The organism is Streptomyces sp. NBC_00209, assembly GCF_045206345.1.
Classification (GTDB): domain Bacteria; phylum Actinomycetota; class Actinomycetes; order Streptomycetales; family Streptomycetaceae; genus Streptomyces.
The window spans coordinates 5440615-5462284 of record NZ_CP108121.1 but is presented as its reverse complement, the minus strand read 5'-3'; the positions used below and the strand labels follow the sequence as shown (position 1 = coordinate 5462284).

Here is a 21670-nt window from a genome sequence, read left to right as displayed (position 1 = left end):
GGCGATTGAGGACACCCCACGACGGCGAAGGGGCCGCCGAATACCTCGGCGGCCCCTCACTCAGCTGGCGCGCGGCGTCAGCCCTTCGCGGCCTCCGCCGTACCGTCCGCCTTCGGCGCGTCCGCATCCGCGTCGGCGTCCGGCTTCGCATCGGCCTCGTCGGCGGCGTCGTCCTTGGACTCGTCCGAGGATTCCGGCGCCTCCGGCGCCCCCGGCTCGACGACCTCCTCGCGGCCCGGGCGGATCTTCGCCGAGATCACGATGTACGTCACCGCGAGCACGAACACGATCAGCGCGGTCCACACGTTGAGCCGCAGGCCCAGGATGTGGTGCGCCTCGTCCACCCGCATGTACTCGATCCACGCGCGCCCCGCGCAGTACGCCGCGACGTACAGCGCGAACGCCCGGCCGTGGCCCATCTTGAAGCGGCGGTCGGCCCAGACCACCAGGACGGCCACGCCGACGCACCACAGCGACTCGTACAGGAAGGTCGGGTGGTAGGTGCCGGCCAACCGGTTCGGCCCGTCGCTGATCTTCAGCGCCCACGGGACGTCGGTCGCCCTGCCGTACAGCTCCTGGTTGAACCAGTTGCCCCAGCGGCCGCACGCCTGGGCGAGCACGATGCCGGGGGCGAGGGCGTCGGCCCAGGCGGGCAGCGGGATCCCGCGGCGGCGGCAGCCGATCCAGGCACCGACCGCGCCCAGCGCGATCGCACCCCAGATACCGAGGCCGCCCTGCCAGATCTTGAAGGCGTCGACCCAGTCCTCACCGTCGCTGAAGTACAGCTGGTAGTCGGTGATGACGTGGTAGAGCCGGCCGCCGACAAGCCCGAAGGGGACGGCCCAGACGGCGATGTCGGCAACGGTGCCGGCGGTGCCTCCTCGGGCGATCCAGCGCTTGTTGCCGAACCAGACGGCGACGAAGACACCGATGATGATGCAGAACGCGTAGCCGCGGAGCGGGATCGGTCCGAGATCGATCACGCCGGTCGACGGGCTGGGAATGTAGGCAAGGTTCATGGCAGCGTCGACGCTACCCTGCCGGACGGGAGGGAGGACAACCCGCCCGGCAACGTCTGGGTAACGAGCGGGCCGTCGATTCCCCCGGCCGGCCCCATGGGAGCCGGCCCCCGAGGCCCTACGGCGTGGCCGTGGGGGTGGCCGGTTCCTTGCCCTTGTTGGCCTCGGCGACCCACTTCTTCAGGTTGGCCACGGTGATCGCCTCGTCGCCCTTCTTCGGGAAGATCGACTCTCCGTTGAGCAGCGCCGTCGGAGTGCCCTGGAAGCCGCCGTCGCTGAATGCCTTGTTGGACTTCTGCACCCACGCGTCGTGCTTGCCGTCCTCGACGCAGCCCCGGAAGTCGGGCGTGTCAAGACCGGGGACCTTCTTGGCGAGCTTGATCAGCTTGTCGTTGTCGCCGAAGGCGTCGTCGGTCTCCGCCGGCTGGTTGCTGTACAGCACGTCGTGGTACGCGGGGAACTTGCCGGCGTCCTGCGCGCAGGCGGCCGCGTTGGCCGCCTTGAGGGAGCCGCTGCCGCCCATGTTGCCGTCGATGATCGTGGCGAGGTGGTAGTCGACCTTGATCTGGCCGTCGCGCTCCATCTCATGGATCGTGTCGCGGAACGCGGTCTCGAACTGGGCGCAGACCGGGCAGCGGAAGTCCTCCCAGATGGTCAGCGTGGACGGGGCGTCGTCCGCGCCGACCCGGATGGCCAGGGCGTCCTTCCCGGTCGCCCCGGACGGGGCGACGGCGGGTCCGGACGCCTTGGACTTGTCGCTCTTGCCGTCGGTGTTCGCCGCGATCACGCCGACGACGGCGGCCAGGCCCAGGACCCCCACCACGGCCGTGGACACGATCAGCGTGCGGCGCCGGCGGTCGCGCGCCTTCGCCTGCTCGCGCTGCTGGATCAGCCGGTCTCGCGCGGCCCTCTTACCCTGTTCGTTCTTCTCGCTCACACCGCGCAAACGACCCGGGGAGGCACTCGCGTGCCTCCCCGGACCGAGGTCCACCCGTTCGGGTTACCCCAGGTGTCAGCGCTTTCGAACACCTTCGGCAAGATCGGCCGCCAGCGAACGGACGGCCGCGAGGCCGGCCGCCTCGTCGGGAGCGTCCAGCATGCACTTGACGAAGGCCGTGCCGACGATGACGCCGTCGGCGAAGCCGGCGACCTCCGCGGCCTGGGCGGCGTCGGACACTCCGAGTCCGACGCAGACCGGCAGCTCGGTGGTGGCCCGGGTCCGCCGGACCAGTTCCTGCGCCTGCGCGCCGACCGAGGCACGGGTGCCGGTGACGCCCATCAGGGACGCGGCGTAGACGAAGCCGGAGCCCGCGTCGGTGATGGTGGCGATCCGCTCGTCCTTGCTGCTGGGCGCGACGACGAAGACGGTGGCCAGGCCGTGCCGCTCCGCGTGCTCGCGCCACAGCGCGGACTCCTGGACCGGCAGGTCGGGCAGGATGCACCCCGCGCCGCCCGCCTCGGCCAGCTCCGCCGTGAACCGCTCGACGCCGTACCGGTCGATCGGGTTCCAGTACGTCATGATCAGGATCGGCGCCCCGGTGGCCTCGTGGGCCTCGCGCACCGTGCGCATCACGTCGGCGATCCGCACGCCGCCGCGCAGCGCGATGTCGTCGGCGGTCTGGATGACCGGGCCGTCGAGCACCGGGTCGCTGTGCGGCAACCCCACCTCGATGACGTCGGCGCCGCCCGCCACGGCGGCCTTGATGGCCTCGATGCCGCCGTCGACGGTCGGGAAGCCGGCCGGCAGGTACGCGATGAGCGCGGCCCGGTCCTCGGCCCGCGTGGCGGCGAGCGTGGTGTTCAGCAGTTCGATGTTGCCGCTCACAGCGCGTCCCCCTCGATCTCCGCGTTCCGGCTGCCGGCATCCGCCTCGACCGCCGCGTCGGTGTCGTACAGCCCGAAGTAGCGGGCCGCCGTGTCCATGTCCTTGTCGCCGCGCCCGGAGAGGTTGATCAGGATCAGCCCGTCCCTGCCCAGCTCCTTGCCGACCTCCAGCGCCCCGGCCAGCGCGTGCGCGCTCTCGATGGCCGGGATGATGCCCTCGGTGCGGGAGAGCAGGCGCAGCGCCTGCATGGCCGCGTCGTCGGTGACGGCGCGGTACTCGCCCCGGCCCACGTCCTTGAGATAGGCGTGCTCGGGGCCGATGCCCGGGTAGTCCAGACCGGCCGAGATGGAGTACGGCTCGGTGATCTGGCCCTCGTCGTCCTGGAGGACGTAGCTGCGCGAGCCGTGCAGGATGCCGGGCTCGCCCGCGGTCAGGGTCGCCGCGTGCTCGCCGGTCTCCACGCCGTGTCCGGCGGGCTCGCAGCCGATGAGGCGGACGTCCGCGTCGGGCACGAAGGCGTGGAAGAGGCCGATGGCGTTGGAGCCGCCGCCGACGCAGGCCACGGCGGCGTCCGGCAGCCGGCCGGCCCGCTCCAGGATCTGCCGTCGGGCCTCCACGCCGATGACGCGGTGGAAGTCGCGGACCATCGCCGGGAAGGGGTGCGGGCCCGCGACCGTACCGAAGAGGTAGTGGGTGCGGTCCACGTTGGCGACCCAGTCGCGGAACGCCTCGTTGATGGCGTCCTTGAGGGTGCGGGAGCCGGACTTCACGGCGATGACCTCGGCGCCGAGCATCCGCATGCGCGCCACGTTCAGCGCCTGGCGCTGGGTGTCGATCTCGCCCATGTAGATGGTGCAGTCGAGGCCGAAGAGGGCGCAGGCGGTCGCGGTGGCGACGCCGTGCTGTCCGGCGCCGGTCTCCGCGATGACGCGGGTCTTGCCCATGCGCCGGGTCAGCAGGGCCTGCCCCAGCACGTTGTTGATCTTGTGCGATCCGGTGTGGTTCAGGTCCTCGCGCTTGAGGAAGACGCGGGCGCCGCCGGCGTGCTCGGCGAAGCGGGACACCTCGGTGAGGGCGCTGGGCCGTCCGGTGTAGTGGACCATCAGCTCGCCGAGCTCGGCGGCGAACGCGGGGTCGGCCTTGGCCTTCTCGTACTCGACGGCGACCTCGTCCACCGCGGCGACCAGCGCCTCCGGGATGAACTTGCCGCCGTACGCGCCGAAGTAGCCCTCGGCGCTGGGGATCAGACCCTCCGGGTCCGGGATGAAGAAGTCGGAAGACATGCGGGACGTGCTCCTAGTCGTCACAGGGGTGGTTGCACCGTCTGCGCCGTGAGCAGAGCGCCGCCCCGGTCCGGGACCGGGGCGGTTTCGGACACGCGGGACGGCGCCGGGGCTCGCTCTACAGCGCGCGCGTCGTGCGCCATCGCATGCCGTTGACCTGACCGGGCTCGGCGCCGATCACGTACCGCACCCGCCGGCCGCGTACCCGGCGCGCGGGCGCCCGGCAGCCGCGGTGCCACGAGGGCAGCGCGCAGCGCATCGGCTCGGGGTGCGGAACGGACGACACGGCCGGGTCAGCTCCGTCCGTGGCGCAGCGCGGGGTGGGCGCCGGCGGCGACGAGGTCGGCGACGGCGGTCCGCGGGTCGCGGCCGGTGACCAGGGACTCGCCGACCAGCACGGCGTCCGCGCCGGCGTTGGCGTAGGCGATCAGGTCGTGCGGGCCGCGGACGCCGGACTCGGCGACCTTGACGACGTGGGCGGGGATCTCGGGGGCGACGCGCTCGAAGGTGGAGCGGTCGACCTTGAGGTCCTTGAGGTTGCGGGCGTTGACGCCGATGATCCGGGCGCCGGCCTCGACCGCGCGCTCGGCCTCCTCCTCGTCGTGCGCCTCGACCAGCGGCGTGAGGCCGATGGACTCGGCGCGCTCGATCAGGGAGACCAGGGCCTCCTGCTCAAGGGCGGCGACGATCAGCAGCACGAGGTCGGCGCCGTACGCGCGCGCCTCCCACAGCTGGTACGAGGTGACGATGAAGTCCTTGCGGAGGATCGGGATGTCGACCTTGGCGCGGACGGCCTCCAGGTCGGCCAGCGAGCCGCCGAAGCGGCGCTCCTCGGTGAGGACCGAGATGACCGAGGCCCCGCCGGCCTCGTAGTCCGCGGCGAGCGCGGCCGGGTCGGCGATGGCGGCCAGCGCGCCCTTGGAGGGGCTGGAGCGCTTGACCTCGCAGATGACGGTCACGCCCTCGCCGCGCAGGGCGGCGACACCGTCCTTGGCGCGGGGGGCACGGGCGGCGCGTTCCTTGAGCTCGTCGAGGCTGACGCGCGCCTGCCGCTCCGCGAGGTCGGCGCGAACGCCGTCGATGATCTCGTCGAGCACACTCACGCGAGCGGCCCCCTTCCGGAACGGTGACAAAAAAACGTAACAGGCCACAGGATCAGCCACTCCGATGTTATCCGCAGGAGGGCGCTGGGCCCGCATCCGCCCGGCCGCTGTCCCACTACCTGGGACTTCACGGGGCGAGCGCGGAACCGAAGGGGAGGTTCCGGATGACCGTGAAGAGCAGCAGTACGGCGCCGATCGCCCACCAGTGCACCGGCCGCAGCCCGATCCGCAGGGGCTTTCCGCGGGCCTCGCGGATCAGCCATACGGCCCACAGCACGGCGAAGATCCCGTAGCCGACGACGGCGAGCGCGTTGGCGCCGAAGGCGGCGGCCAGGTCGCCGTGGGCGAAGGCGTGGGCGCTGCGGAGGCCGCCGCAGCCCGGGCAGTAGATGCCGGTGAACCGCAGCAGCGGGCAGACGGGGTAGTGGCCGGGCTGGTTCGGGTCGACGGTGGCGACGTATCCGAAGGCGCCGACGACTCCGGCGAGCACGCCCACCGGGACGGCGATCCGCCGCAGCCGCGAGGCGCCGGCGGGGGCCGTGGGGAAGAGGGGGGCCCGCACGGGGGCGAAGGGCGGCGGCGGCCCGGGAGCCGGGGCGGGGGCTGGCGTTGGCGTTGGCGTTGCGTCCACCCGGTGATTGTCGCCGCTGACGCGGAAAGGCGCAGCCCGGTCCGGGCCGCGCCTTTCCGGCGTACGTGGTGCGGGGGTCAGGAGGTCTGCGCCTGGCCGGCGCGGGCTCGGGCGGCGCTCATCTCGGCCGACTCCTTCGGCATGCCGAGGCCCGCGGCCTTCATCGCGACGCCGACGACACCACCGAGCAGGATGACGCCCATGCCGGCCCAGAAGCCGACCGGGTTGGCCGCGACCATGAAGACGCCCGCGACGCAGAAGCCGATGAAGGCGATGATGACACCGGTCCAGGCGGCCGGGGTGTGTCCGTGGCTGCTGCCCGCCATGAGTTGCTCCTCGTTGGTGTTGCGCTGTTGGAATCGCTCGGGTCGCTGTGCCCACGGCCCGTGCCGCTGTGCCAGCTCACCGTCATTGTCCCGTACGTGCGGGTAGGACGTGAGCTGGGGGGTCATGCCTCGCGCGTCGGGTCCTCGCCGCGGTCCAGGGCCTTCCACAGATCCTCGGGCCGGTCGGGGTCGAGCGGGCGGGGGGCCTTGCGGGGGCGGGGGGTGCCGTCGCGCTCGTAGCGCCCGGACATCGTGGGCCAGCGGCTGCCGTAGCGCAGGGCGAGCAGCCCGGCGAGCAGGATCAGCAGACCGCCGGCCGCCGTGACGTACGGCCAGGCGGTGTGGCTGAGCGTCGTGATGGTGGCGGCGGCGTCACCGCTGGTCTGCGCGGCCTTCTCGTCCAGCGCCCCGCTGTCGGACACGCCGAGGAAGGCGCTGAGCGCGGCGCCGAGTCCGCTGAGCGCGAGGAGTCCGGCGACCACCCGCCGGCCGCCGCCGCGTACGGCGAAGACGGCGACGAGGGCGGCCAGGCCGACGATCGCGAGGGCGGCGGGGAGTCCGGTGACGTCCTGCCCGTCGGCGCTCAGCGGCAGGCTGCCGCCGCCGACGGGGGCCTTGCCCTCGGCCCAGGTCTGCCCGGAGGCGAGCAGGACGACGGTCGCGCCGGCCGCCCCGAGGAGCAGGCCGGCGGCCAGGGTGCGGCGGCTCCCCGCACTGTCGGGCGCGGCGGCGGCTTCGGTACGGGGCTGGGGTACGGGGACGGCACTCACGTACTCCACTATCCCTCACCGGCCGGGAACGCCCCACCGCGCCCCTGGCCGGGGGCCCTAGGACCCCCGGCCAGGCCCTAGACGCCGCCGAGGCGGTTGGCGGTGTGGACGGCGCGGAGGACGGCCGCCGCCTTGTTGCGGCACTCGGTGTCCTCGGCGACCGGGTCGGAGTCGGCGACGACGCCCGCGCCCGCCTGGACGTAGGCGGTGCCGTCGCGGAGCAGGGCGGTGCGGATGGCGATGGCGGTGTCGGAGTCCCCGGCGAAGTCCAGGTAGCCGACGCAGCCCCCGTACAGGCCCCGGCGGGTGGGTTCCAGCTCCTCGATGATCTGGAGGGCGCGGGGCTTGGGGGCGCCGGAGAGGGTGCCGGCGGGGAAGCAGGCGGTCAGCACGTCGAAGGCGGTGTGCCCCTGGGCGACCTTGCCGGTGACGGTGGAGACGATGTGCATCACGTGCGAGTAGCGCTCGATGGACATGAAGTCGACCACCTCGACGCTGCCCGGTTCGCAGACCCGGCCCAGGTCGTTGCGGCCGAGGTCCACGAGCATCAGGTGCTCGGCGCGCTCCTTGGGGTCGGCGAGGAGTTCGTCGGCGAGGGCCTGGTCCTCCTGCGGGGTGGCCCCGCGGTGCCGGGTTCCGGCGATGGGGTGGACCATGGCCCGGCCGTCCTCGACCTTGACCAGGGCCTCGGGGCTGGACCCGGCGACGTCGAAGCCGTCGAACCGGAAGAGGTACATGTACGGCGAGGGGTTGGTGGCGCGCAGCACCCGGTAGACGTCGAGGGCGCTCGCGGTGCACGGGGTCTCGAAGCGCTGGGAGGGCACCACCTGGAAGGCTTCGCCGGCCCGGATGCGCTCCTTCACGTCCTCGACGGCGTCCTGGTACGCCTGGCCGCCCCAAAGCGCGGTGTACGGGGGCAGCTCGGAGGGCGGCAGGGCGGCGGGGGCGTTCTCGACGGGGCGGCGCAGGTCGCGCTCCATCGCGTCGAGCCGGGCGACGGCGTCGGCGTGCGCCTCGTCCACACCGGTGGCCAGGTCGTTGTGGTTGATGGCGTTGGCGATGAGCAGGACGCTGCCGGCCCAGTGGTCCAGGACCGCGAGGTCCGAGGTGAGCAGCATGGTCAGCTCGGGCAGCTTCAGGTCGTCGCCGCCGCTCTCGCCGATCTTCTCCAGGCGGCGCACGATGTCGTAGCCGAGGTAGCCGACCATGCCGCCGGTGAAGGGCGGGAGGCCGGATTCCCGGTCGTGCGGGGTGTGCAGGGCCTCGATGGTGGCACGCAGGGCGTGCAGCGGGTCGCCGTCGACGGGGACGCCGACCGGCGGGGTGCCGAGCCAGTGGGCCTCGCCGTCGCGGGTGGTCAGCGTGGCGGCGCTGCGTACGCCGATGAACGAGTAGCGCGACCAGGTGCGGCCGTTCTCCGCGGATTCCAGCAGGAAGGTGCCGGTGCGCTCGCCCGCGAGCTTGCGGTAGAGGCCGACGGGGGTGTCGCCGTCCGCGAGGAGGCGGCGGGTGACGGGGATGACGCGCCGGTCGACGGCCAGCTTGCGGAAGGTGTCGAGGTCCATGGCGGCAGACCCTACTGTCCGAGGAAGAGCGTGTCGGCGTCGAAGCAGGTGCGGTCGCCCGTGTGGCAGGCGGCGCCGGTCTGGTCGACCTTGACGAGGACGGTGTCGGCGTCGCAGTCCAGGGCGACGGACTTGACCAGCTGGATGTGGCCCGAGGTGTCGCCCTTGACCCAGTACTCCCGGCGGCTGCGGGACCAGTAGGTGCAGCGGCCGGTGGTGAGGGTGCGGTGCAGCGCCTCGTCGTCCATCCAGCCCAGCATCAGCACCTCGCCGGTGTCGTACTGCTGGGCGACGGCCGGGACGAGTCCGTCGGCGCCGCGCTTGAGGCGGGCGGCGATGGCGGGGTCGAGGTCGCTGGCGGTCCGGGGGGTGCCGGGCGGGGGCGTGCTGCTCATGGGCCCCATTGTGCCGTGGTGGCGCGGGGTGTCCGGGCGGGCGTCCACTGGGCGGACGGGGGACGGCGGTCGTACGCTGGCGGGCATGTCGACCCATGCGAAGCGCGAACGTCTTCTGCTCGCCGACCTGTTGGAGGCGGCGGGTCCGCAGGCCCCGACCCTCTGCCACGGCTGGACGGCCCGTGATCTGGCCGCCCATGTGGTGGTGCGGGAGCGGCGGCCGGACGCGGCGGCCGGGACGCTCATCGGGCCGCTGAGGGCCCGGCGGGACCGGGTCATGGCCGAGTTCACCGAGAAGCCGTACGAGGAGCTGATCCAGCTCATCCGCACCGGCCCGCCCCGGATGTCCCCGTTCGGCCTGAAGCAGCTGGACGAGGCGGCGAACACGGTGGAGTTCTACATCCACACGGAGGACGTGCGCCGGGCGCAGCCCGACTGGACGCCGCGTGAGCTGGACCCGGTCTTCGCGGACGTGCTGTGGGCGCGTACGGAGAAGGCGGCGCGGATGCTGGGCCGGAAGGCGCCGGTGGGCCTGGTGCTGCGCCGCCCGGACGGGCAGACCGCGGTGGCACACCGGGGGACGCCGGTGGTGACGGTGACCGGTGAACCGGGCGAGCTGCTGCTGTTCGCGTTCGGGCGGCAGGACGCGGCGCGGGTGGAGCTGGAGGGCGAGCCGGAGGCGATCGGCCGGGTGACGACGGCGAAGCTGGGCATGTAGCCCGTACGCGTCAGGGCTCGGGCCGCCCGGTCAGCCCGGGAGTTCCGCCCGGCGGAGCGGGGCGAGGAGCAGGCCGGTGCCCGCGCCGGCGGCGCACAGGGCGGCGCTGGCGACGAAGACCGGGCCGGTGCCCCAGAGGGCGACGGCGGCGCCGGTGACGGGGTAGCTGAGCGGCGCGAGGGCGTGCGTGAAGAGTGTGGAGACCGAGGTGACGCGGCCCAGGTAGGCCGGGTCGGTGACGGTCTGCGTGAGCGCGCCGCACAGCGAGCCGCCGAGGCCGGCGAAGAGCCCGACGAGGACCCCGACGGCCGCGGCGAGCGGTACGGAGGGCACGTACGCCAGGGCCGCGATGGCGAAGGACCCGACGAGGACGGTCAGGCACATGACCAGTCCGGCCCTGGGGACGCGGCCGCGTACGGCGAGGAGGAGGGCGGAGGCGCCCGCTCCGGTGCCGAAGGCGGCGATGACCCAGCCCATGCCGGAGGCGCCCCAGCCGCGTTCGTCGCTGAGCAGGATGAGGCCGAGGTTGAGGGGGCCGACGAAGCCGAGTTCGCTGACGGCGATGACGAGCATCAGGGGCCCGAGGAGCGGGTGCCGGCGGATGTGGCGCAGCCCGTCGGCCAGTCCGTGCCAGGCGGTGCCGGTGGGGGCGGCGGACTCGGATGCGGGCAGCGGGGCCATCCGTACGGCCAGCAGGAGCGGGAGCGACACGGCGAAGAGGATCCCGGCCGCGGCGAAGGCGAGGACCGGGCCGCCGAGGGCGACGGCGACGCCGCCGAGCGGGGCGCCGACGACGTTGGCGGTCCGGGTGGCGAGGCCGCGCATGCCCTGGACGCGGGCGAGCTGGGACGCGGCGGTGATCCGGGGCGGCAGGGCGCCGACGGCGGGCAGGAAGAGGGCGTCGACGGCGCCGAAGACGAGCGCGACGGCGATCAGCGTCCACACCGTGGGCGAGGTGAGCAGCAGGGTCCCGGCGAGGCCGAGGATCACCAGGCAGCGGGCGGTGTCGCTGGCGATGACCACGCGGCGCGGGCCCAGCCGGTCGGCGAGCACTCCCCCGCCGAGCAGGAGCACCGCCCGGGGTATGGAGCCGGCGGCGAGCACCAGGCCGGTCTGCGAGGCGTTGCCGGTGCGGGCGGCGGCCCAGGCGAGGGCCATGTAGTAGACGCTGTCGCCGATCATGGACGCGGTGTACGCGCCGAGCCAGCGCAGGACGTTGCCGTCGCGGTGGGCCGGGCGGGCGGGGGCCTCGGCGGAGGCGGGCAGGGTGGCGGTCACGGTCTCGTCCTCTCGGGGGCCGTCAGGTGCGGAACGGGAAGCCGTACACGTGGAGCGCGACGTTCTCGCGGTTCTCGCCGTCGCCGGCCTCCTCGCGGACGCGGCCCCGCTGCTCGTAGCGCTTGATGAGGTCGTTCATCTCGGACGCCAGTGCGGCGAGCTCGTCGGCGGTCAGCCGGGCGAGGTACTCGGAGCTGAAGGAGGCGCGGCGCCACTCGGCGGGCCAGGTGCGGTGCGCGTCGAGGTGGCGGCGGTACATCTCGACGTGCTGGTCGAAGGAGAGCCTGCTGACGGCGGAGTGCGTCGCGGCCTTCTCGGGCGCGTCGCTGAAGTCCTCGTCGTGGAAGCTCAGCCCCTCCGATGCGGGCTGCCACCAGCGCTCGCGGCCGTCCCTGCCCTGCCGGTCGGCCTCCTCGATCAGCCCGTGGTCGGCGAGCTTGCGCAGGTGGTAGCTGACGAGCGAGACCGCCTCGTCCACCTGCTCGGCGAGCTGGGACGCGGTGGCCTGCCGGGAGATGTAGAGGGCCCGGTAGAGCTTCATCCGCAGGGGGTGCCCGAACGCCTTGAGGGTGCCGAGGTCGGAGACCCGGCGTGATTCTTCGCGTGCCATGTCCCGAGCGTAGATAGGAAAGAAAACTTGCGCAATATTTATTGCGAAAGAAATGTTGCGCGTCTTGGTACGCGCCGGCCGGACGGACCTCGCGGGGTCTCAGCCCGGCAGCAGGCGGCGGGCCGCGAGCGCCAGGGAGACCTCGGTGGCGTCCGAGGGGCGGGTCAGACAGCGGCCGGTGAGCTGTTCGAAGCGGCGGAGGCGGTTGAGGACGGTGTTGCGGTGGCAGTAGAGGCGGGCGCCCGCCCGGGGCGCCGAGCCGTCCGCGTCGAACCACGCGGTGAGCGTGTCGATGAGCACGTCCCGGTCCGCCGCGTCCAGCCGGTCCAGAGGGCCAAGGACCCGGTCGGCGAGGGCCGCGCCGAGCACCGGGGACGAGACGACCAGGGCGGCGGGCAGGTGCGCGTCGAGCAGGACGGTCCCGCCCTCCGCCGGGCAGGCCCGCAGCGCCGTGTCCGCGAGGCGCCGGGCGTCCCCGACCGCCGCCAGCCCGTCCACCGCCGAGCCGATGCCGGCCCGGGCCCCGGGCGGCACGCACAGGCCGGCGGCCAGCGCGGCGAGGGCGTCCGCCGGGTCCGTGCCGTCGGCCCGGCCCAGCGACAGGACGGCGTACTCCGCCTCGGCCCCCGTGTGCCACACGGTGTCCGGGCCGGCGGGCAGTTCCAGGGGCGGGTGCGCCGCGCCGTGCGGGGAGCGGCGGGCGTCGCGCAGCGCGAGCACCGCGTACCGGCCGTCCTCCGGCAGGCTGAGGGCCGCTGCCGTGTCCGGGAGGTCGGCGACCCGGGCGGTGCCGTCGAGCAGCGCGGCGGTCATCAGGCGGTGCCGGTTCTCCCGGCGCCAGGCGAGGCGGCGCTCCGCCCCGCGGTAGGCGTCGGCGACGAGCCCGCAGTGCTCGTCCACGAAGTTCCAGACGTCCGCGGCGACATGGACCAGCAGCCGGATGTCCTCGGGGTGGCGGCGGGCGGTCTCGTCCACCAGGTCCTGCCAGACCATCGCCCCGCCCATCCGGAACGCGTGCAGGACCGCGTCCAGCGGCACCCCCTGCTCGGCCCGGACCTCGCCGATCCGCCGCGAGGTGCGGTGCGCGGCCTCCCGGAACTCGCGGGGCTGGATGAGCGAACCGACGTTGTGCCGCAGCGACTGGTGCACCTCCTGCCAGATCTCCGCCGGGGCGGCCTCGATCGCCGCGCGGTAGGCGGGCTCCCGCTCCCGCAGCGCCTCCACCATCCGGTCCGTCAGCTCCGGGAGCGCCGCGACCAGCACCCGGGCGGCCCGGTGCAGGACGGCGACGGCCTCGCGGTCGGCCAGCGAACGGAAGCGGCGCGGGGCCGGGGCGACGGGCGGCGGCGCGTGCAGCGCCCTGACCCGTGAACGTACGACCTGCGGCATGGCGGCCTCCACCGGGATTCGGCCGGCTCGGTGCGCGGCCGGTTCCGGCACGCCTCGCCCAGGACAGGGCCGCGGGCGCACCGAATGATCCTGACGCCCGCAGAATGACATACCGCCCAGTCGGTACCTAGAGGCGTGCGGCCTCCTTCTCATCACGGTCCCGCAACTTGGGCGCTCTCAGCGCCCGTTCCCCAGCAGCCCGGCCAGCTCCGTCCGCGAGCGCACGCCCAGCGCGGCGAAGACGTTGCGCAGGTGGTGGTCGACGGTCCGGGTGCTCACCGAGAGCCGCCGGGCGACCTCCTGGTTGGTGGCCCCCTCGGCCACGCACCGGGCGATCCGGGCCTGTTGCGGGGTGAGCCCGGTCAGCGGCGCGGCCGCCCCGGCGGGCCCCGGGGGATCCACCGCCGCACCGGCGGCCCGCAGTTCACCGCTCGCCCGGGCCGCCCAGGCCGGGGCCCCGCACCGCTCGAAGCCGACGAGGGCGTCCCGCAACGGCTCGCGGGCCTCGCGGGTACGGCGGCGCCTGCGCAGCCAGGACCCGAACAGCAGCCGGGTCCGGGCCTGTTCGAAGTCGCCGCCGGCCCGGTCGTGATGGGCCAGGGCCTCCCCGTACCGCCCGGCGGCCTCGCTCTCCGGCGCCAGCAGGGCCCGGCAGCGGGCCAGTTGGGCGGGGACCTGGGGGTCCGTGGTGCGCGTCGCCCACACGGCGAACTCCGCCACCGCCTCGGCCACCGGGTCCGCTCCCCCGCCCCGGACCGCCCGCCCGGCCGGCACGGACGCCTCGACGTAGCAGGGCACGGCGAGCATCCGGGTGGCGAAGTGGCCGCGCCGGGGCCCGGGCCGGACGAGCGGGTCGAGCCGCGCCGCCGCCTCCGCCGGGCGCCCGGCCGCCAGATCGGCCCGAGCCAGCGCCCAGGTGGCCAGGGTCTCCGCCTGGACGAGCCCGTGCGGTGCGGCGCCCGCGAGCGCGGCCTCGGCGTGCGCCGCGTACTCCCGCGCCCCGCTCTCCACCGAGGCCGCGAGGGCGAGTACGGCGTGCAGATGGGCGGCGGTGTTGGGCCGCCCGGTACGGCGTGCCGCGCGCAGGCCGTCCAGCGCATGGGCCCGGGCCCGGGCGTGCCGGCCGGCGCGCAGTTCCGCGTAGGCCAGGTGTTCCAGCGCCTGCGGCAGCAGGGCGTCGGCACCGCTCGCGTGCACGGCGGCGAGGGCGCGGGTCCCGGCCCGGCGGGCGGCGTCGAGGTCGCCGAGCACCAGACCGGCCGCCCCGGCCCGTAGCAGCGCCCCCGGGTCGCGGGCGCCGGAGTCGAGACAGCGGCGCAGCAGCCGGTGCCCCGCACCGATCCGGCCACGCAGCACGGCGCACATCCCGTCCCGGTAGTGGGCCAGGTCCCGGTCGGCGGTGTCCGCGGGGATACGGGTCAGCGCGTCCAGGTAGCCGAGGGCGTCGCCCGCCGCCCAGGCGGCCTCGGCGGCCCCGAGCAGGGCGTCCCGGGCGCTCCCGGGGTCGTGCGGGGCGAGCAGGGCGGCGGCGGTGAGCAGGGTCTCGTGGGCGTCCGGGGCGGGCCCGTCGGCGAGGGCGAGCAGGCCGCGGGTGTGGTGGGCGGGGCCGTGGCCGGGCGGGGCCGCCGCCCGCGCCAGCGAGGCACGCGCCCGCCCCGGGTCCCCCGCGAGCCGGTACTGCTCGGCCGCCGCTACGAGCCGGGCGGACCTCGTCGCCCCGTCCGGGGTCAGCGCGGCCGCGTGGGCGAGGGCGGTCGCGCGGTCGGCGTGCGGGCGGGGCGGGGCGGCGGCGGCCTCCAGTGCGGCGGCGAGCGGGGCGTCGGGGCCGGGGGACGCGCAGGCCCGCTGGACGAGGGCGGCGTACCCGGGCGCGAGCAGGCCGGCGAGCAGGGCGTGCACCGCGCGGCGGCGGTCCGGGGGCGCCCGGTGCAGAAGGGCGCGGCGCATCAGGGGCTCGCCGAAGTGGACGCGGTCGCCGGCCCGCCGGAGCGCACCGGCCGTGAAGCCCGGGGGGTGCGGGACGGCGGCCGACGCGGCGGCCCGGTGTACGAGAGCGAGGTCCGCCCCCGCGCCCTCCGGCTCGTGCGCGTGGGCGGCGGCCGCGATGAGGAGCAGGGCCCGGGTGGCGGCGGGGAGGTGGCCGACGCGGTCGGCGTGGGCGGCCAGGACCTCCTCGCCGCCGGGCGGCGGATAGGGCAGCGGGGTCCGCCCGGCGAGCTGGGCGGGGGTGAGGCAGGCGGCGAGACCGGTGAGCAGCCCGGGGTTCCCGGCCGCCTCCCGGAGCAGCTCGCCCCGCACCACCGGGTCGGCCCGGTCCGCCCCGGTGAGCCGGTCCAGGAGCGCGGCGGCCGCCTCGTCGTCCAGGGGGCCGGGGCGGAGGGCGGGCAGCCCGGCGAAGCCGGCCTCGTCCCCGGCGGCGATCAGCACGGCGACCGGGGTGCCCGGACCGAGCCGGCGGGCGGCGAAGGCGAGAGCGGCACGGGAGTCGGGGTCCCAGAGGTGGGCGTCGTCCACGCACACGAGGAGCGGCCGGCCGCCGCCGGTCCGCCGGAGCAGGGCGAGAAGGCCGTCGCGCGGTACGGGGCCGGGGCTGCCGGGTGCGGGGCCCGCCGCGCACAGCAGCGCGTGCAGCCCGCTGTACGGCACCCACCGTTCGCCGGGGGCGGCGACGACGTGGAGGACGGGTCCCGCGCCCCGGTCGCGGTGCGCCGCGACGGCGTGGGCCAGCAGGGCGGTGCGGCCCGAGCCGGGCGGGGCGGTGAGGACCAGAGCGCCGCCCTCGCCGCGATGAAGGAGCGTCAGCAGGGCGTCCAGGGCGGCGAGTTCACCGCTACGGCCGTACAGCCGGAGCGGACGGTGCACGGTCGTGGGGGGAGTCACGCCCGGCACGCTAGGCCCGCGTACCGGGGCCCGGAAGGTGCGCGTACGCGTGTGGGGCGCCCTCCCAGGGAAGGACGCCCCATGTCTGTGCACGCGCACAACCGGCCGGTCAGCGCACCGGGTGCCCGGCCTCCGCCAGCGCGCCCTTGACCTCGGCGATGCGCAGGTCGCCGAAGTGGAAGACGGAAGCGGCCAGGACCGCGTCGGCCCCGGCGTCGATGGCCGGCGCGAAGTCCGCGAGCCGGCCGGCGCCGCCGGAGGCGATGACGGGGACCCGGACGTGCTCGCGGACGGCGGCGATCATCTCGGTGTCGTAGCCGTCCTTCGTCCCGTCGGCGTCCATCGAGTTGAGCAGGATCTCCCCGGCGCCGAGGTCCGCCGCCCGGTGGGCCCACTCGACGGCGTCGATGCCGGTGCCCCGGCGGCCGCCGTGCGTGGTGACCTCGAACGTGCCCTCCGGGGTGCGCCGGGCGTCCACCGAGAGCACCAGGACCTGGCGGCCGAAGCGCTCGGCGATCTCCCGGATCAGCTCCGGCCGGGCGATGGCCGCCGTATTGACGCCCACCTTGTCCGCGCCGGCCCGCAGCAGCTTGTCGACGTCGTCCGGGGTGCGGACGCCGCCGCCCACCGTGAGCGGGATGAAGACCTGCTCGGCGGTGCGGCGCACCACGTCGTAGGTGGTCTCCCGGTCGCCGCTGGACGCGGTGATGTCCAGGAAGGTCAGCTCGTCGGCGCCCTCGGCGTCGTACAGCTTCGCCATCTCGACGGGGTCGCCCGCGTCCCGCAGGTTCTGGAAGTTGACGCCCTTGACGACCCGGCCGTTGTCCACGTCGAGGCAGGGGATGACGCGTACCGCGAGGCTCATCGCGCACCCGCCCGGTATGCCTCGACCTCGACCTCGACGACCAGGCCCGGGTCCACGAAGCCGGAGACCACGACCATGGTGGCGGCGGGGCGCACGGCGTCGAACAGCTCCTTGTGGGCGCGGCCGACCTCGTCGGTGTCCCGGGCGTGCATGACGTACATCCGGGTGCGGACGACGTCCTCGCGGCCGAGGCCCAGCTCCTTCAGCGCGTCGAGGGCGACGTGGAAGGCGGTGACCGTCTGGTCGTACGGGCCGCCCGCGGCGATCTCGCCGCCCACCACGGACGTACAGCCGGAGACGAGCACCAGGCCGTTCGGCAGTTCGACGGCGCGGGAGTAGCCGAACTTCTCCTCCCAGGGGGCACCGGAGGAGACGCGGCGCACGGATGCGGATTCGGTCATACGGAGACCGCCTCCAGCGCCTCTTCGAGGGTGAACGCCTTCGCGTACAGGGCCTTGCCGACGATCGCGCCCTCGACGCCCGCCGGAACGAGCGAGGCGATGGCGCGCAGGTCGTCCAGCGAGGAGACGCCGCCGGAGGCGACGACGGGCTTGTCGGTGGCGGCGCAGACGTTCTTCAGGAGTTCCAGGTTGGGGCCCTGGAGGGTGCCGTCCTTGGCGATGTCGGTGACGACGTAGCGGGCGCAGCCCTCGGAGTCGAGGCGGGCCAGCGTCTCGTAGAGGTCGCCGCCGTCGCGGGTCCAGCCCCGGCCGCGCAGGGTGGTGCCGCGCACGTCCAGGCCGACGGCGATCTTGTCGCCGTGCTCGGCGATGACCTTGGCGACCCATTCCGGGGTCTCCAGGGCTGCGGTGCCGAGGTTGACGCGGCGGCAGCCGGTGGCGAGGGCGGCGGCGAGCGAGGCGTCGTCGCGGATGCCGCCGGACAGCTCGACCTTGATGTCCATGGCGCCGGCGACCTCGGCGATGAGGCTCCGGTTGTCCCCGGTGCCGAAGGCGGCGTCCAGGTCCACGAGGTGCAGCCACTCGGCGCCGGCGCGCTGCCAGGCGAGTGCGGCCTCCAGCGGGGAACCGTAGGAGGTCTCGGAGCCGGACTCGCCGTGCACCAGGCGGACCGCCTGGCCGTCGCGGACGTCTACGGCGGGGAGCAGTTCAAGCTTCGGCATTACAGCGTCTCGATCCAGTTGGTCAGCAGCTGGGCGCCGGCATCGCCGGACTTCTCGGGGTGGAACTGGGTGGCCCACAGCGCGCCGTTCTCCACGGCCGCCACGAACCGTTCGCCGTGCGTGGCCCAGGTGACCCTGGGGGCACGGATCTTCGCGTTGGTGACTTCGAGGGACCAGTCGTGCGCCGCGTAGGAGTGCACGAAGTAGTACCGGCTCTCGGGGTCGAGTCCGGCGAACAGCTGGGAGCCCTCGGGGGCTTCGACGGTGTTCCAGCCCATGTGCGGGACGACGTCGGCCTTCAGCGGGCCGACCGTGCCGGGCCACTCGTCCAGGCCCTCGGTCTCCACACCGTGCTCGATGCCGCGCTCGAACAGGATCTGCATGCCGACGCAGATGCCCATGACGGGGCGTCCGCCGGCCAGCCTGCGGCCGATGACCCACTCGCCGCGGGCCTTCTTCAGGCCCTCCATGCACGCCGAGAACGCGCCGACGCCGGGCACGAGCAGCCCGTCCGCGTTCATCGCGGCGTCGAAGTCGCGGGTGATCTCGACGTCCGCGCCGACGTGGGCGAGGGCGCGCTCGGCGGAACGGACGTTGCCGAAGCCGTAGTCGAAGACGACGACCTTCTTCTTCGTATCCACGTGTCGCTCGTCGCTTCCTAGTCCCAGAGACCTTGAATGCGCAGGACGCCCGCCACCAGGCACATCAGCGATGCGATGGAGAGCAGCACGATGACGCCCTTGGGCATGCCCTGCTTGGAGAAGGAGTAGACCCCGCCGGCCAGGAACAGGCCGACCAGGATCAGGATGGTGTTGAGGCCGGTCACAGGGCGCCCTTCGTGGACGGGAGGATGCCGGCCGCGCGCGGGTCGTGCTCGCTGGCGTAGCGCAGGGCACGGGCGAGCGCCTTGAACTGGCACTCCACGATGTGGTGCGCGTTGCGCCCGTACGGGACGTGGACGTGCAGGGCGATCTGCGCCTGGGCGACGAACGACTCCAGGATGTGCCGGGTCATCGTCGTGTCGTAGGCGCCGATCATCGGCGCCATGTTCTCGGGCTCGGTGTGCACCAGGTAGGGGCGGCCGGAGAGGTCCACGGTGACCTGGGCGAGCGACTCGTCCAGCGGGACGGTGCAGTTGCCGAAGCGGTAGATGCCGACCTTGTCGCCGAGCGCCTGCTTGAAGGCGGCGCCGAGCGCGAGGGCGGTGTCCTCGATGGTGTGGTGCGAGTCGATGTGCAGGTCGCCGTCGGTCTTGACGGTGAGGTCGAACAGACCGTGCCGGCCGAGCTGGTCGAGCATGTGGTCGTAGAAGCCGACCCCGGTCGCGACGTCGACCTTGCCGGTGCCGTCGAGGTTGATCTCGACCAGCACGGACGTTTCCTTCGTGGTGCGTTCCACGCGGCCTGTGCGGGGGTTCATGCGTCGTGCTCCTTCTTCAGTCCGCGCACCGCATCGAGGAACGCGTCGTTCTCTGCCGGGGTCCCCGCGGAGACCCGCAGCCATCCCGGTACGCCGTTGTCCCGGACCAGGACGCCCCGGTCGAGGATCTGCCGCCAGGCGGCGTGGCTGTTGGCGAAGCGGCCGAACTGGACGAAGTTGGCGTCCGATTCGGTGACGTCGAAGCCGAGACCGCGCAGCTCGGTGACGATCCGGTCGCGCTCGCTCTTGAGCTGCGCGACGTACCCGAGGAGCGTATCGGTGTGCTCCAGGGCGGCGAGCGCGGTGGCCTGGGTGACGGAGGACAGGTGGTACGGCAGCCGGACCAGCTGCACCGCGTCGACCACGGCGGGATCGGCGGCGAGGTAGCCGAGGCGGAGCCCGGCGGCGCCGAACGCCTTCGACATGGTGCGCGAGAGGACCAGGTGGCGGCGGCCCTCGATCAGCGGGAGCAGCGAGGGGTGGTGGCTGAATTCGCCGTACGCCTCGTCCACGACGACCATCGACGGCTTGGCCGCCTGCGCGGCCTCGTACAGCGCGAGGACGGTGTCGGCGTCCACGGCGGTGCCGGTGGGGTTGTTGGGGGAGGTGATGAAGACGACGTCCGGGCGGCGCTCGGCGATGACGGCGCACGCGGCGTCGACGTCGATGGTGAAGTCCTCGTTGCGCGGCCCGGAGATCCAGCCGGTGCCGGTGCCGCGGGAGATGAGGGCGTGCATCGAGTACGAGGGCTCGAAGCCGATCGCGGTGCGGCCGGGCCCGCCGAAGGTCTGGAGCAGCTGCTGGAGGACCTCGTTGGAGCCGTTGGCGGCCCAGACGTTGGCGGTCTCGACGCGGTGCCCGGCGGTGCGGGTGAGGTAGCGGGCGAGCTCGGTGCGCAGCTCGACGGCGTCCCGGTCGGGGTAGCGGTTGAGGTCGCGGGCGGCCTCGCGGACCCGTTCGGCGATGCGGTCGACCAGGGCGTCGGGCAGCGGGTAGGGGTTCTCGTTGGTGTTGAGCCGTACGGGAACGTCGAGCTGGGGCGCGCCGTACGGGGACTGGCCGCGCAGTTCGTCGCGGAGGGGCAGGGCGTCCCAGGGGTTGGCCGTGGGGCCGCCCGTGTCGCTGTTCGTCACCGCTGGGGAACCTTCCACCCGAACCTGGCCTTGAGCGCGGCGCCGTGGGCGGGGAGGTCCTCCGCCTCGGCGAGGGTCACCACGTGGTGGGTGACCTCGGCGAGCGCGTCGCGCGTGTAGTCCACGATGTGGATGCCGCGCAGGAAGGACTGCACGGACAGGCCCGAGGAGTGGCAGGCGCAGCCGCCGGTGGGCAGCACGTGGTTGGAGCCCGCGCAGTAGTCGCCGAGCGAGACGGGCGACCAGGGGCCGACGAACACCGCTCCGGCGTTGCGGACGCGGTCGGCGAGCGCGGCGGCGTCGGCGGTCTGGATCTCCAGGTGCTCGGCGGCGTACGCGTTGACGACGGTGAGGCCGTCCGCCAGGTCGTTGACGAGGACGATCGCGGACTGCCGGCCGGCCAGGGCGGGCTCGATGCGCTCCTCGACGTGCTTGGTCGCGGCGACCTGGGTGACCAGCTCGGCCTCGGTGGCGGCGGCCAGCTCCTCGGAGTCGGTGACGAGGACGGCGGCGGCCATCGGGTCGTGCTCGGCCTGGCTGATCAGGTCGGCGGCGACGTGCACCGGGTCGGCGGTGGCGTCGGCCAGGATCGCGATCTCGGTGGGTCCGGCTTCGGCGTCGATGCCGATGCGGCCCTTGAGAAGGCGCTTGGCGGCGGCGACGTAGATGTTGCCGGGGCCGGTGACCAGGTCGACGGGGCGGCAGTCCTCGGTGCCGTACGCGAACATCGCGACGGCCTGGGCGCCGCCGGCGGCGTAGACCTCGTCCACGCCGAGGAGGGCGCAGGCGGCCAGGATCGTCGGGTGCGGCAGTCCGCCGAACTCCTTCTGGGGCGGCGAGGAGACGGCGAGGCCGGGGACGCCCGCCTCCTGGGCCGGGACGACGTTCATCACGACGGAGGACGGGTAGACCGCGCGGCCGCCCGGCACGTAGAGCCCGACGCGGTCGACGGGCACCCACTTCTCGGTGACCGTGCCGCCGGGGACGACCTGGGTGGTGTGCGTGGTACGGCGCTGGGCGCGGTGGACGAGGCGGGCGCGGCGGACGGATTCCTCAAGGGCGGCGCGGACGGCCGGATCCAGCTCCTCCAGCGCCCGGGCGAGGGCGGCGGCGGGCACCCGGACCGATTCGATCCGGACGCCGTCGAACTTCTCCCCCCAGTCGATCACTGCCGCCGAGCCACGATGGCGTACGTCCTCGCAGATGGGCCGCACCGTCTCCAGGGCGGCCTCCACGTCGAACTCGGCACGGGGCAGCAGGTCGCGCAGGGCGGCACCCTCGGGGAGGGCATCGCCGCGCAGATCGATTCGAGAGATCACACCGCAATTCTCGCAGACC

Annotated in this window: 24 protein-coding genes; 1 reads left to right on the top strand and 23 read right to left on the bottom strand. The window is 74.2% G+C overall.

Annotated features, from left to right (window positions below; genetic code table 11):
- Positions 1–77 precede the first annotated feature (77 nt).
- The 11 genes from lgt to hisI all read right to left on the bottom strand — a co-directional run bounded on the left by lgt (position 78) and on the right by hisI (position 8917).
- Positions 78–1019: a prolipoprotein diacylglyceryl transferase gene (gene lgt, locus OG867_RS24815; protein WP_406288579.1), complete on the bottom strand. Its 942-nt coding sequence runs from the start codon at positions 1017–1019 to the stop codon at positions 78–80.
- A 118-nt stretch (positions 1020–1137) separates the two neighbouring features.
- The gene (locus tag OG867_RS24810) at positions 1138–1956 is read right to left on the bottom strand and encodes a thioredoxin domain-containing protein (protein WP_406288576.1); all 819 of its coding nucleotides are present in this window, start codon (positions 1954–1956) and stop codon (positions 1138–1140) included.
- A 75-nt stretch (positions 1957–2031) separates the two neighbouring features.
- Positions 2032–2844: a tryptophan synthase subunit alpha gene (trpA, locus tag OG867_RS24805; RefSeq protein WP_406288573.1), complete on the bottom strand. Its 813-nt coding sequence runs from the start codon at positions 2842–2844 to the stop codon at positions 2032–2034.
- Entirely contained in the window at positions 2841–4127 is a 1287-nt protein-coding gene (gene trpB / locus OG867_RS24800) for a tryptophan synthase subunit beta (protein ID WP_328899714.1), read from the bottom strand. Before trpB ends, trpA begins: the two co-directional genes overlap by 4 nt.
- A 118-nt stretch (positions 4128–4245) precedes the next feature.
- Positions 4246–4413, bottom strand: a complete 168-nt coding sequence (gene trpM, locus OG867_RS24795; protein ID WP_328904554.1) for a tryptophan biosynthesis modulator TrpM — start codon at positions 4411–4413, stop codon at positions 4246–4248.
- A 7-nt stretch (positions 4414–4420) separates the two neighbouring features.
- The gene (trpC, locus tag OG867_RS24790; protein ID WP_328899715.1) at positions 4421–5230 is read right to left on the bottom strand and encodes an indole-3-glycerol phosphate synthase TrpC; all 810 of its coding nucleotides are present in this window, start codon (positions 5228–5230) and stop codon (positions 4421–4423) included.
- Between the two features lie 127 nt (positions 5231–5357).
- Complete coding sequence (locus OG867_RS24785; RefSeq protein ID WP_406288569.1) at positions 5358–5792, bottom strand: DUF2752 domain-containing protein; 435 nt, start codon at positions 5790–5792, stop codon at positions 5358–5360.
- Positions 5793–5938: 146 nt separating this feature from the next.
- Entirely contained in the window at positions 5939–6187 is a 249-nt protein-coding gene (locus tag OG867_RS24780) for an HGxxPAAW family protein (protein WP_328899717.1), read from the bottom strand.
- 122 nt (positions 6188–6309) lie between these two features.
- The gene (locus tag OG867_RS24775) at positions 6310–6966 is read right to left on the bottom strand and encodes a TIGR02234 family membrane protein (protein WP_328899718.1); all 657 of its coding nucleotides are present in this window, start codon (positions 6964–6966) and stop codon (positions 6310–6312) included.
- A gap of 68 nt (positions 6967–7034) precedes the next feature.
- Positions 7035–8522 carry an anthranilate synthase component I gene (locus OG867_RS24770; RefSeq protein ID WP_406288566.1) on the bottom strand — a complete coding sequence of 496 codons (1488 nt, stop codon included), beginning with the start codon at positions 8520–8522 and terminating at the stop codon, positions 7035–7037.
- 11 nt (positions 8523–8533) lie between these two features.
- Positions 8534–8917: a phosphoribosyl-AMP cyclohydrolase gene (gene hisI, locus OG867_RS24765; protein ID WP_406288564.1), complete on the bottom strand. Its 384-nt coding sequence runs from the start codon at positions 8915–8917 to the stop codon at positions 8534–8536.
- An 85-nt stretch (positions 8918–9002) separates the two neighbouring features.
- On the opposite strand from hisI, the gene OG867_RS24760 reads away from it, so the two are divergent.
- The gene (locus OG867_RS24760; protein WP_406288561.1) at positions 9003–9635 is read left to right on the top strand and encodes a TIGR03085 family metal-binding protein; all 633 of its coding nucleotides are present in this window, start codon (positions 9003–9005) and stop codon (positions 9633–9635) included.
- A 30-nt stretch (positions 9636–9665) separates the two neighbouring features.
- Here the strand turns inward: OG867_RS24760 and OG867_RS24755 are convergent, their stop codons facing one another.
- The 12 genes from OG867_RS24755 to hisD all read right to left on the bottom strand — a co-directional run bounded on the left by OG867_RS24755 (position 9666) and on the right by hisD (position 21651).
- A complete protein-coding gene (locus tag OG867_RS24755) occupies positions 9666–10913 on the bottom strand; it encodes an MFS transporter (RefSeq protein WP_406288558.1) in 1248 nt (415 codons plus the stop codon).
- A 22-nt stretch (positions 10914–10935) separates the two neighbouring features.
- Positions 10936–11523 carry a helix-turn-helix domain-containing protein gene (locus tag OG867_RS24750; RefSeq protein WP_328899723.1) on the bottom strand — a complete coding sequence of 196 codons (588 nt, stop codon included), beginning with the start codon at positions 11521–11523 and terminating at the stop codon, positions 10936–10938.
- Positions 11524–11622: 99 nt separating this feature from the next.
- Positions 11623–12912 (bottom strand): PucR family transcriptional regulator, encoded by a 1290-nt coding sequence (locus OG867_RS24745; RefSeq protein WP_406288553.1) that lies wholly within the window; start codon positions 12910–12912, stop codon positions 11623–11625.
- Positions 12913–13089: 177 nt separating this feature from the next.
- A complete protein-coding gene (locus OG867_RS24740; RefSeq protein WP_406291165.1) occupies positions 13090–15774 on the bottom strand; it encodes a LuxR C-terminal-related transcriptional regulator in 2685 nt (894 codons plus the stop codon).
- A 127-nt stretch (positions 15775–15901) separates the two neighbouring features.
- A complete protein-coding gene (gene hisF, locus OG867_RS24735; RefSeq protein WP_328899725.1) occupies positions 15902–16657 on the bottom strand; it encodes an imidazole glycerol phosphate synthase subunit HisF in 756 nt (251 codons plus the stop codon).
- Entirely contained in the window at positions 16654–17058 is a 405-nt protein-coding gene (locus OG867_RS24730; protein WP_328899726.1) for a RidA family protein, read from the bottom strand. The genes hisF and OG867_RS24730 overlap by 4 nt, the downstream gene beginning before the upstream one ends.
- A complete protein-coding gene (gene priA, locus OG867_RS24725; RefSeq protein ID WP_018104489.1) occupies positions 17055–17780 on the bottom strand; it encodes a bifunctional 1-(5-phosphoribosyl)-5-((5-phosphoribosylamino)methylideneamino)imidazole-4-carboxamide isomerase/phosphoribosylanthranilate isomerase PriA in 726 nt (241 codons plus the stop codon). The genes OG867_RS24730 and priA overlap by 4 nt, the downstream gene beginning before the upstream one ends.
- The gene (gene hisH, locus OG867_RS24720) at positions 17780–18421 is read right to left on the bottom strand and encodes an imidazole glycerol phosphate synthase subunit HisH (protein WP_328899727.1); all 642 of its coding nucleotides are present in this window, start codon (positions 18419–18421) and stop codon (positions 17780–17782) included. The genes priA and hisH overlap by 1 nt, the downstream gene beginning before the upstream one ends.
- Positions 18422–18438: 17 nt before the next feature.
- Positions 18439–18606 (bottom strand): hypothetical protein, encoded by a 168-nt coding sequence (locus OG867_RS24715; RefSeq protein ID WP_018104487.1) that lies wholly within the window; start codon positions 18604–18606, stop codon positions 18439–18441.
- Positions 18603–19199 carry an imidazoleglycerol-phosphate dehydratase HisB gene (gene hisB / locus OG867_RS24710; RefSeq protein ID WP_328899728.1) on the bottom strand — a complete coding sequence of 199 codons (597 nt, stop codon included), beginning with the start codon at positions 19197–19199 and terminating at the stop codon, positions 18603–18605. The genes OG867_RS24715 and hisB overlap by 4 nt, the downstream gene beginning before the upstream one ends.
- Entirely contained in the window at positions 19196–20332 is a 1137-nt protein-coding gene (locus OG867_RS24705) for a histidinol-phosphate transaminase (RefSeq protein ID WP_406288547.1), read from the bottom strand. Before OG867_RS24705 ends, hisB begins: the two co-directional genes overlap by 4 nt.
- Positions 20329–21651, bottom strand: coding sequence for a histidinol dehydrogenase (gene hisD / locus OG867_RS24700; RefSeq protein WP_328899730.1), 1323 nt, complete (start codon positions 21649–21651; stop codon positions 20329–20331). Before hisD ends, OG867_RS24705 begins: the two co-directional genes overlap by 4 nt.
- Positions 21652–21670 lie beyond the last annotated feature (19 nt).

Bases quoted from the DNA above. Each gene is read 5' to 3' on its own strand.
- lgt (WP_406288579.1), bottom strand. From the start codon at position 1,019: ATGAACCTTGCCTACATTCCCAGCCCGTCGACCGGCGTGATCGATCTC.
- hisF (WP_328899725.1), bottom strand. From the start codon at position 16,657: ATGAGCCTCGCGGTACGCGTCATCCCCTGCCTCGACGTGGACAACGGC.
- OG867_RS24745 (WP_406288553.1), bottom strand. From the start codon at position 12,912: ATGCCGCAGGTCGTACGTTCACGGGTCAGGGCGCTGCACGCGCCGCCG.
- OG867_RS24770 (WP_406288566.1), bottom strand. From the start codon at position 8,522: ATGGACCTCGACACCTTCCGCAAGCTGGCCGTCGACCGGCGCGTCATC.
- OG867_RS24780 (WP_328899717.1), bottom strand. From the start codon at position 6,187: ATGGCGGGCAGCAGCCACGGACACACCCCGGCCGCCTGGACCGGTGTC.
- hisB (WP_328899728.1), bottom strand. From the start codon at position 19,199: ATGAACCCCCGCACAGGCCGCGTGGAACGCACCACGAAGGAAACGTCC.
- OG867_RS24760 (WP_406288561.1), top strand. From the start codon at position 9,003: ATGTCGACCCATGCGAAGCGCGAACGTCTTCTGCTCGCCGACCTGTTG.
- priA (WP_018104489.1), bottom strand. From the start codon at position 17,780: ATGCCGAAGCTTGAACTGCTCCCCGCCGTAGACGTCCGCGACGGCCAG.
- trpB (WP_328899714.1), bottom strand. From the start codon at position 4,127: ATGTCTTCCGACTTCTTCATCCCGGACCCGGAGGGTCTGATCCCCAGC.
- OG867_RS24750 (WP_328899723.1), bottom strand. From the start codon at position 11,523: ATGGCACGCGAAGAATCACGCCGGGTCTCCGACCTCGGCACCCTCAAG.
- hisI (WP_406288564.1), bottom strand. From the start codon at position 8,917: ATGAGCAGCACGCCCCCGCCCGGCACCCCCCGGACCGCCAGCGACCTC.
- OG867_RS24730 (WP_328899726.1), bottom strand. From the start codon at position 17,058: ATGACCGAATCCGCATCCGTGCGCCGCGTCTCCTCCGGTGCCCCCTGG.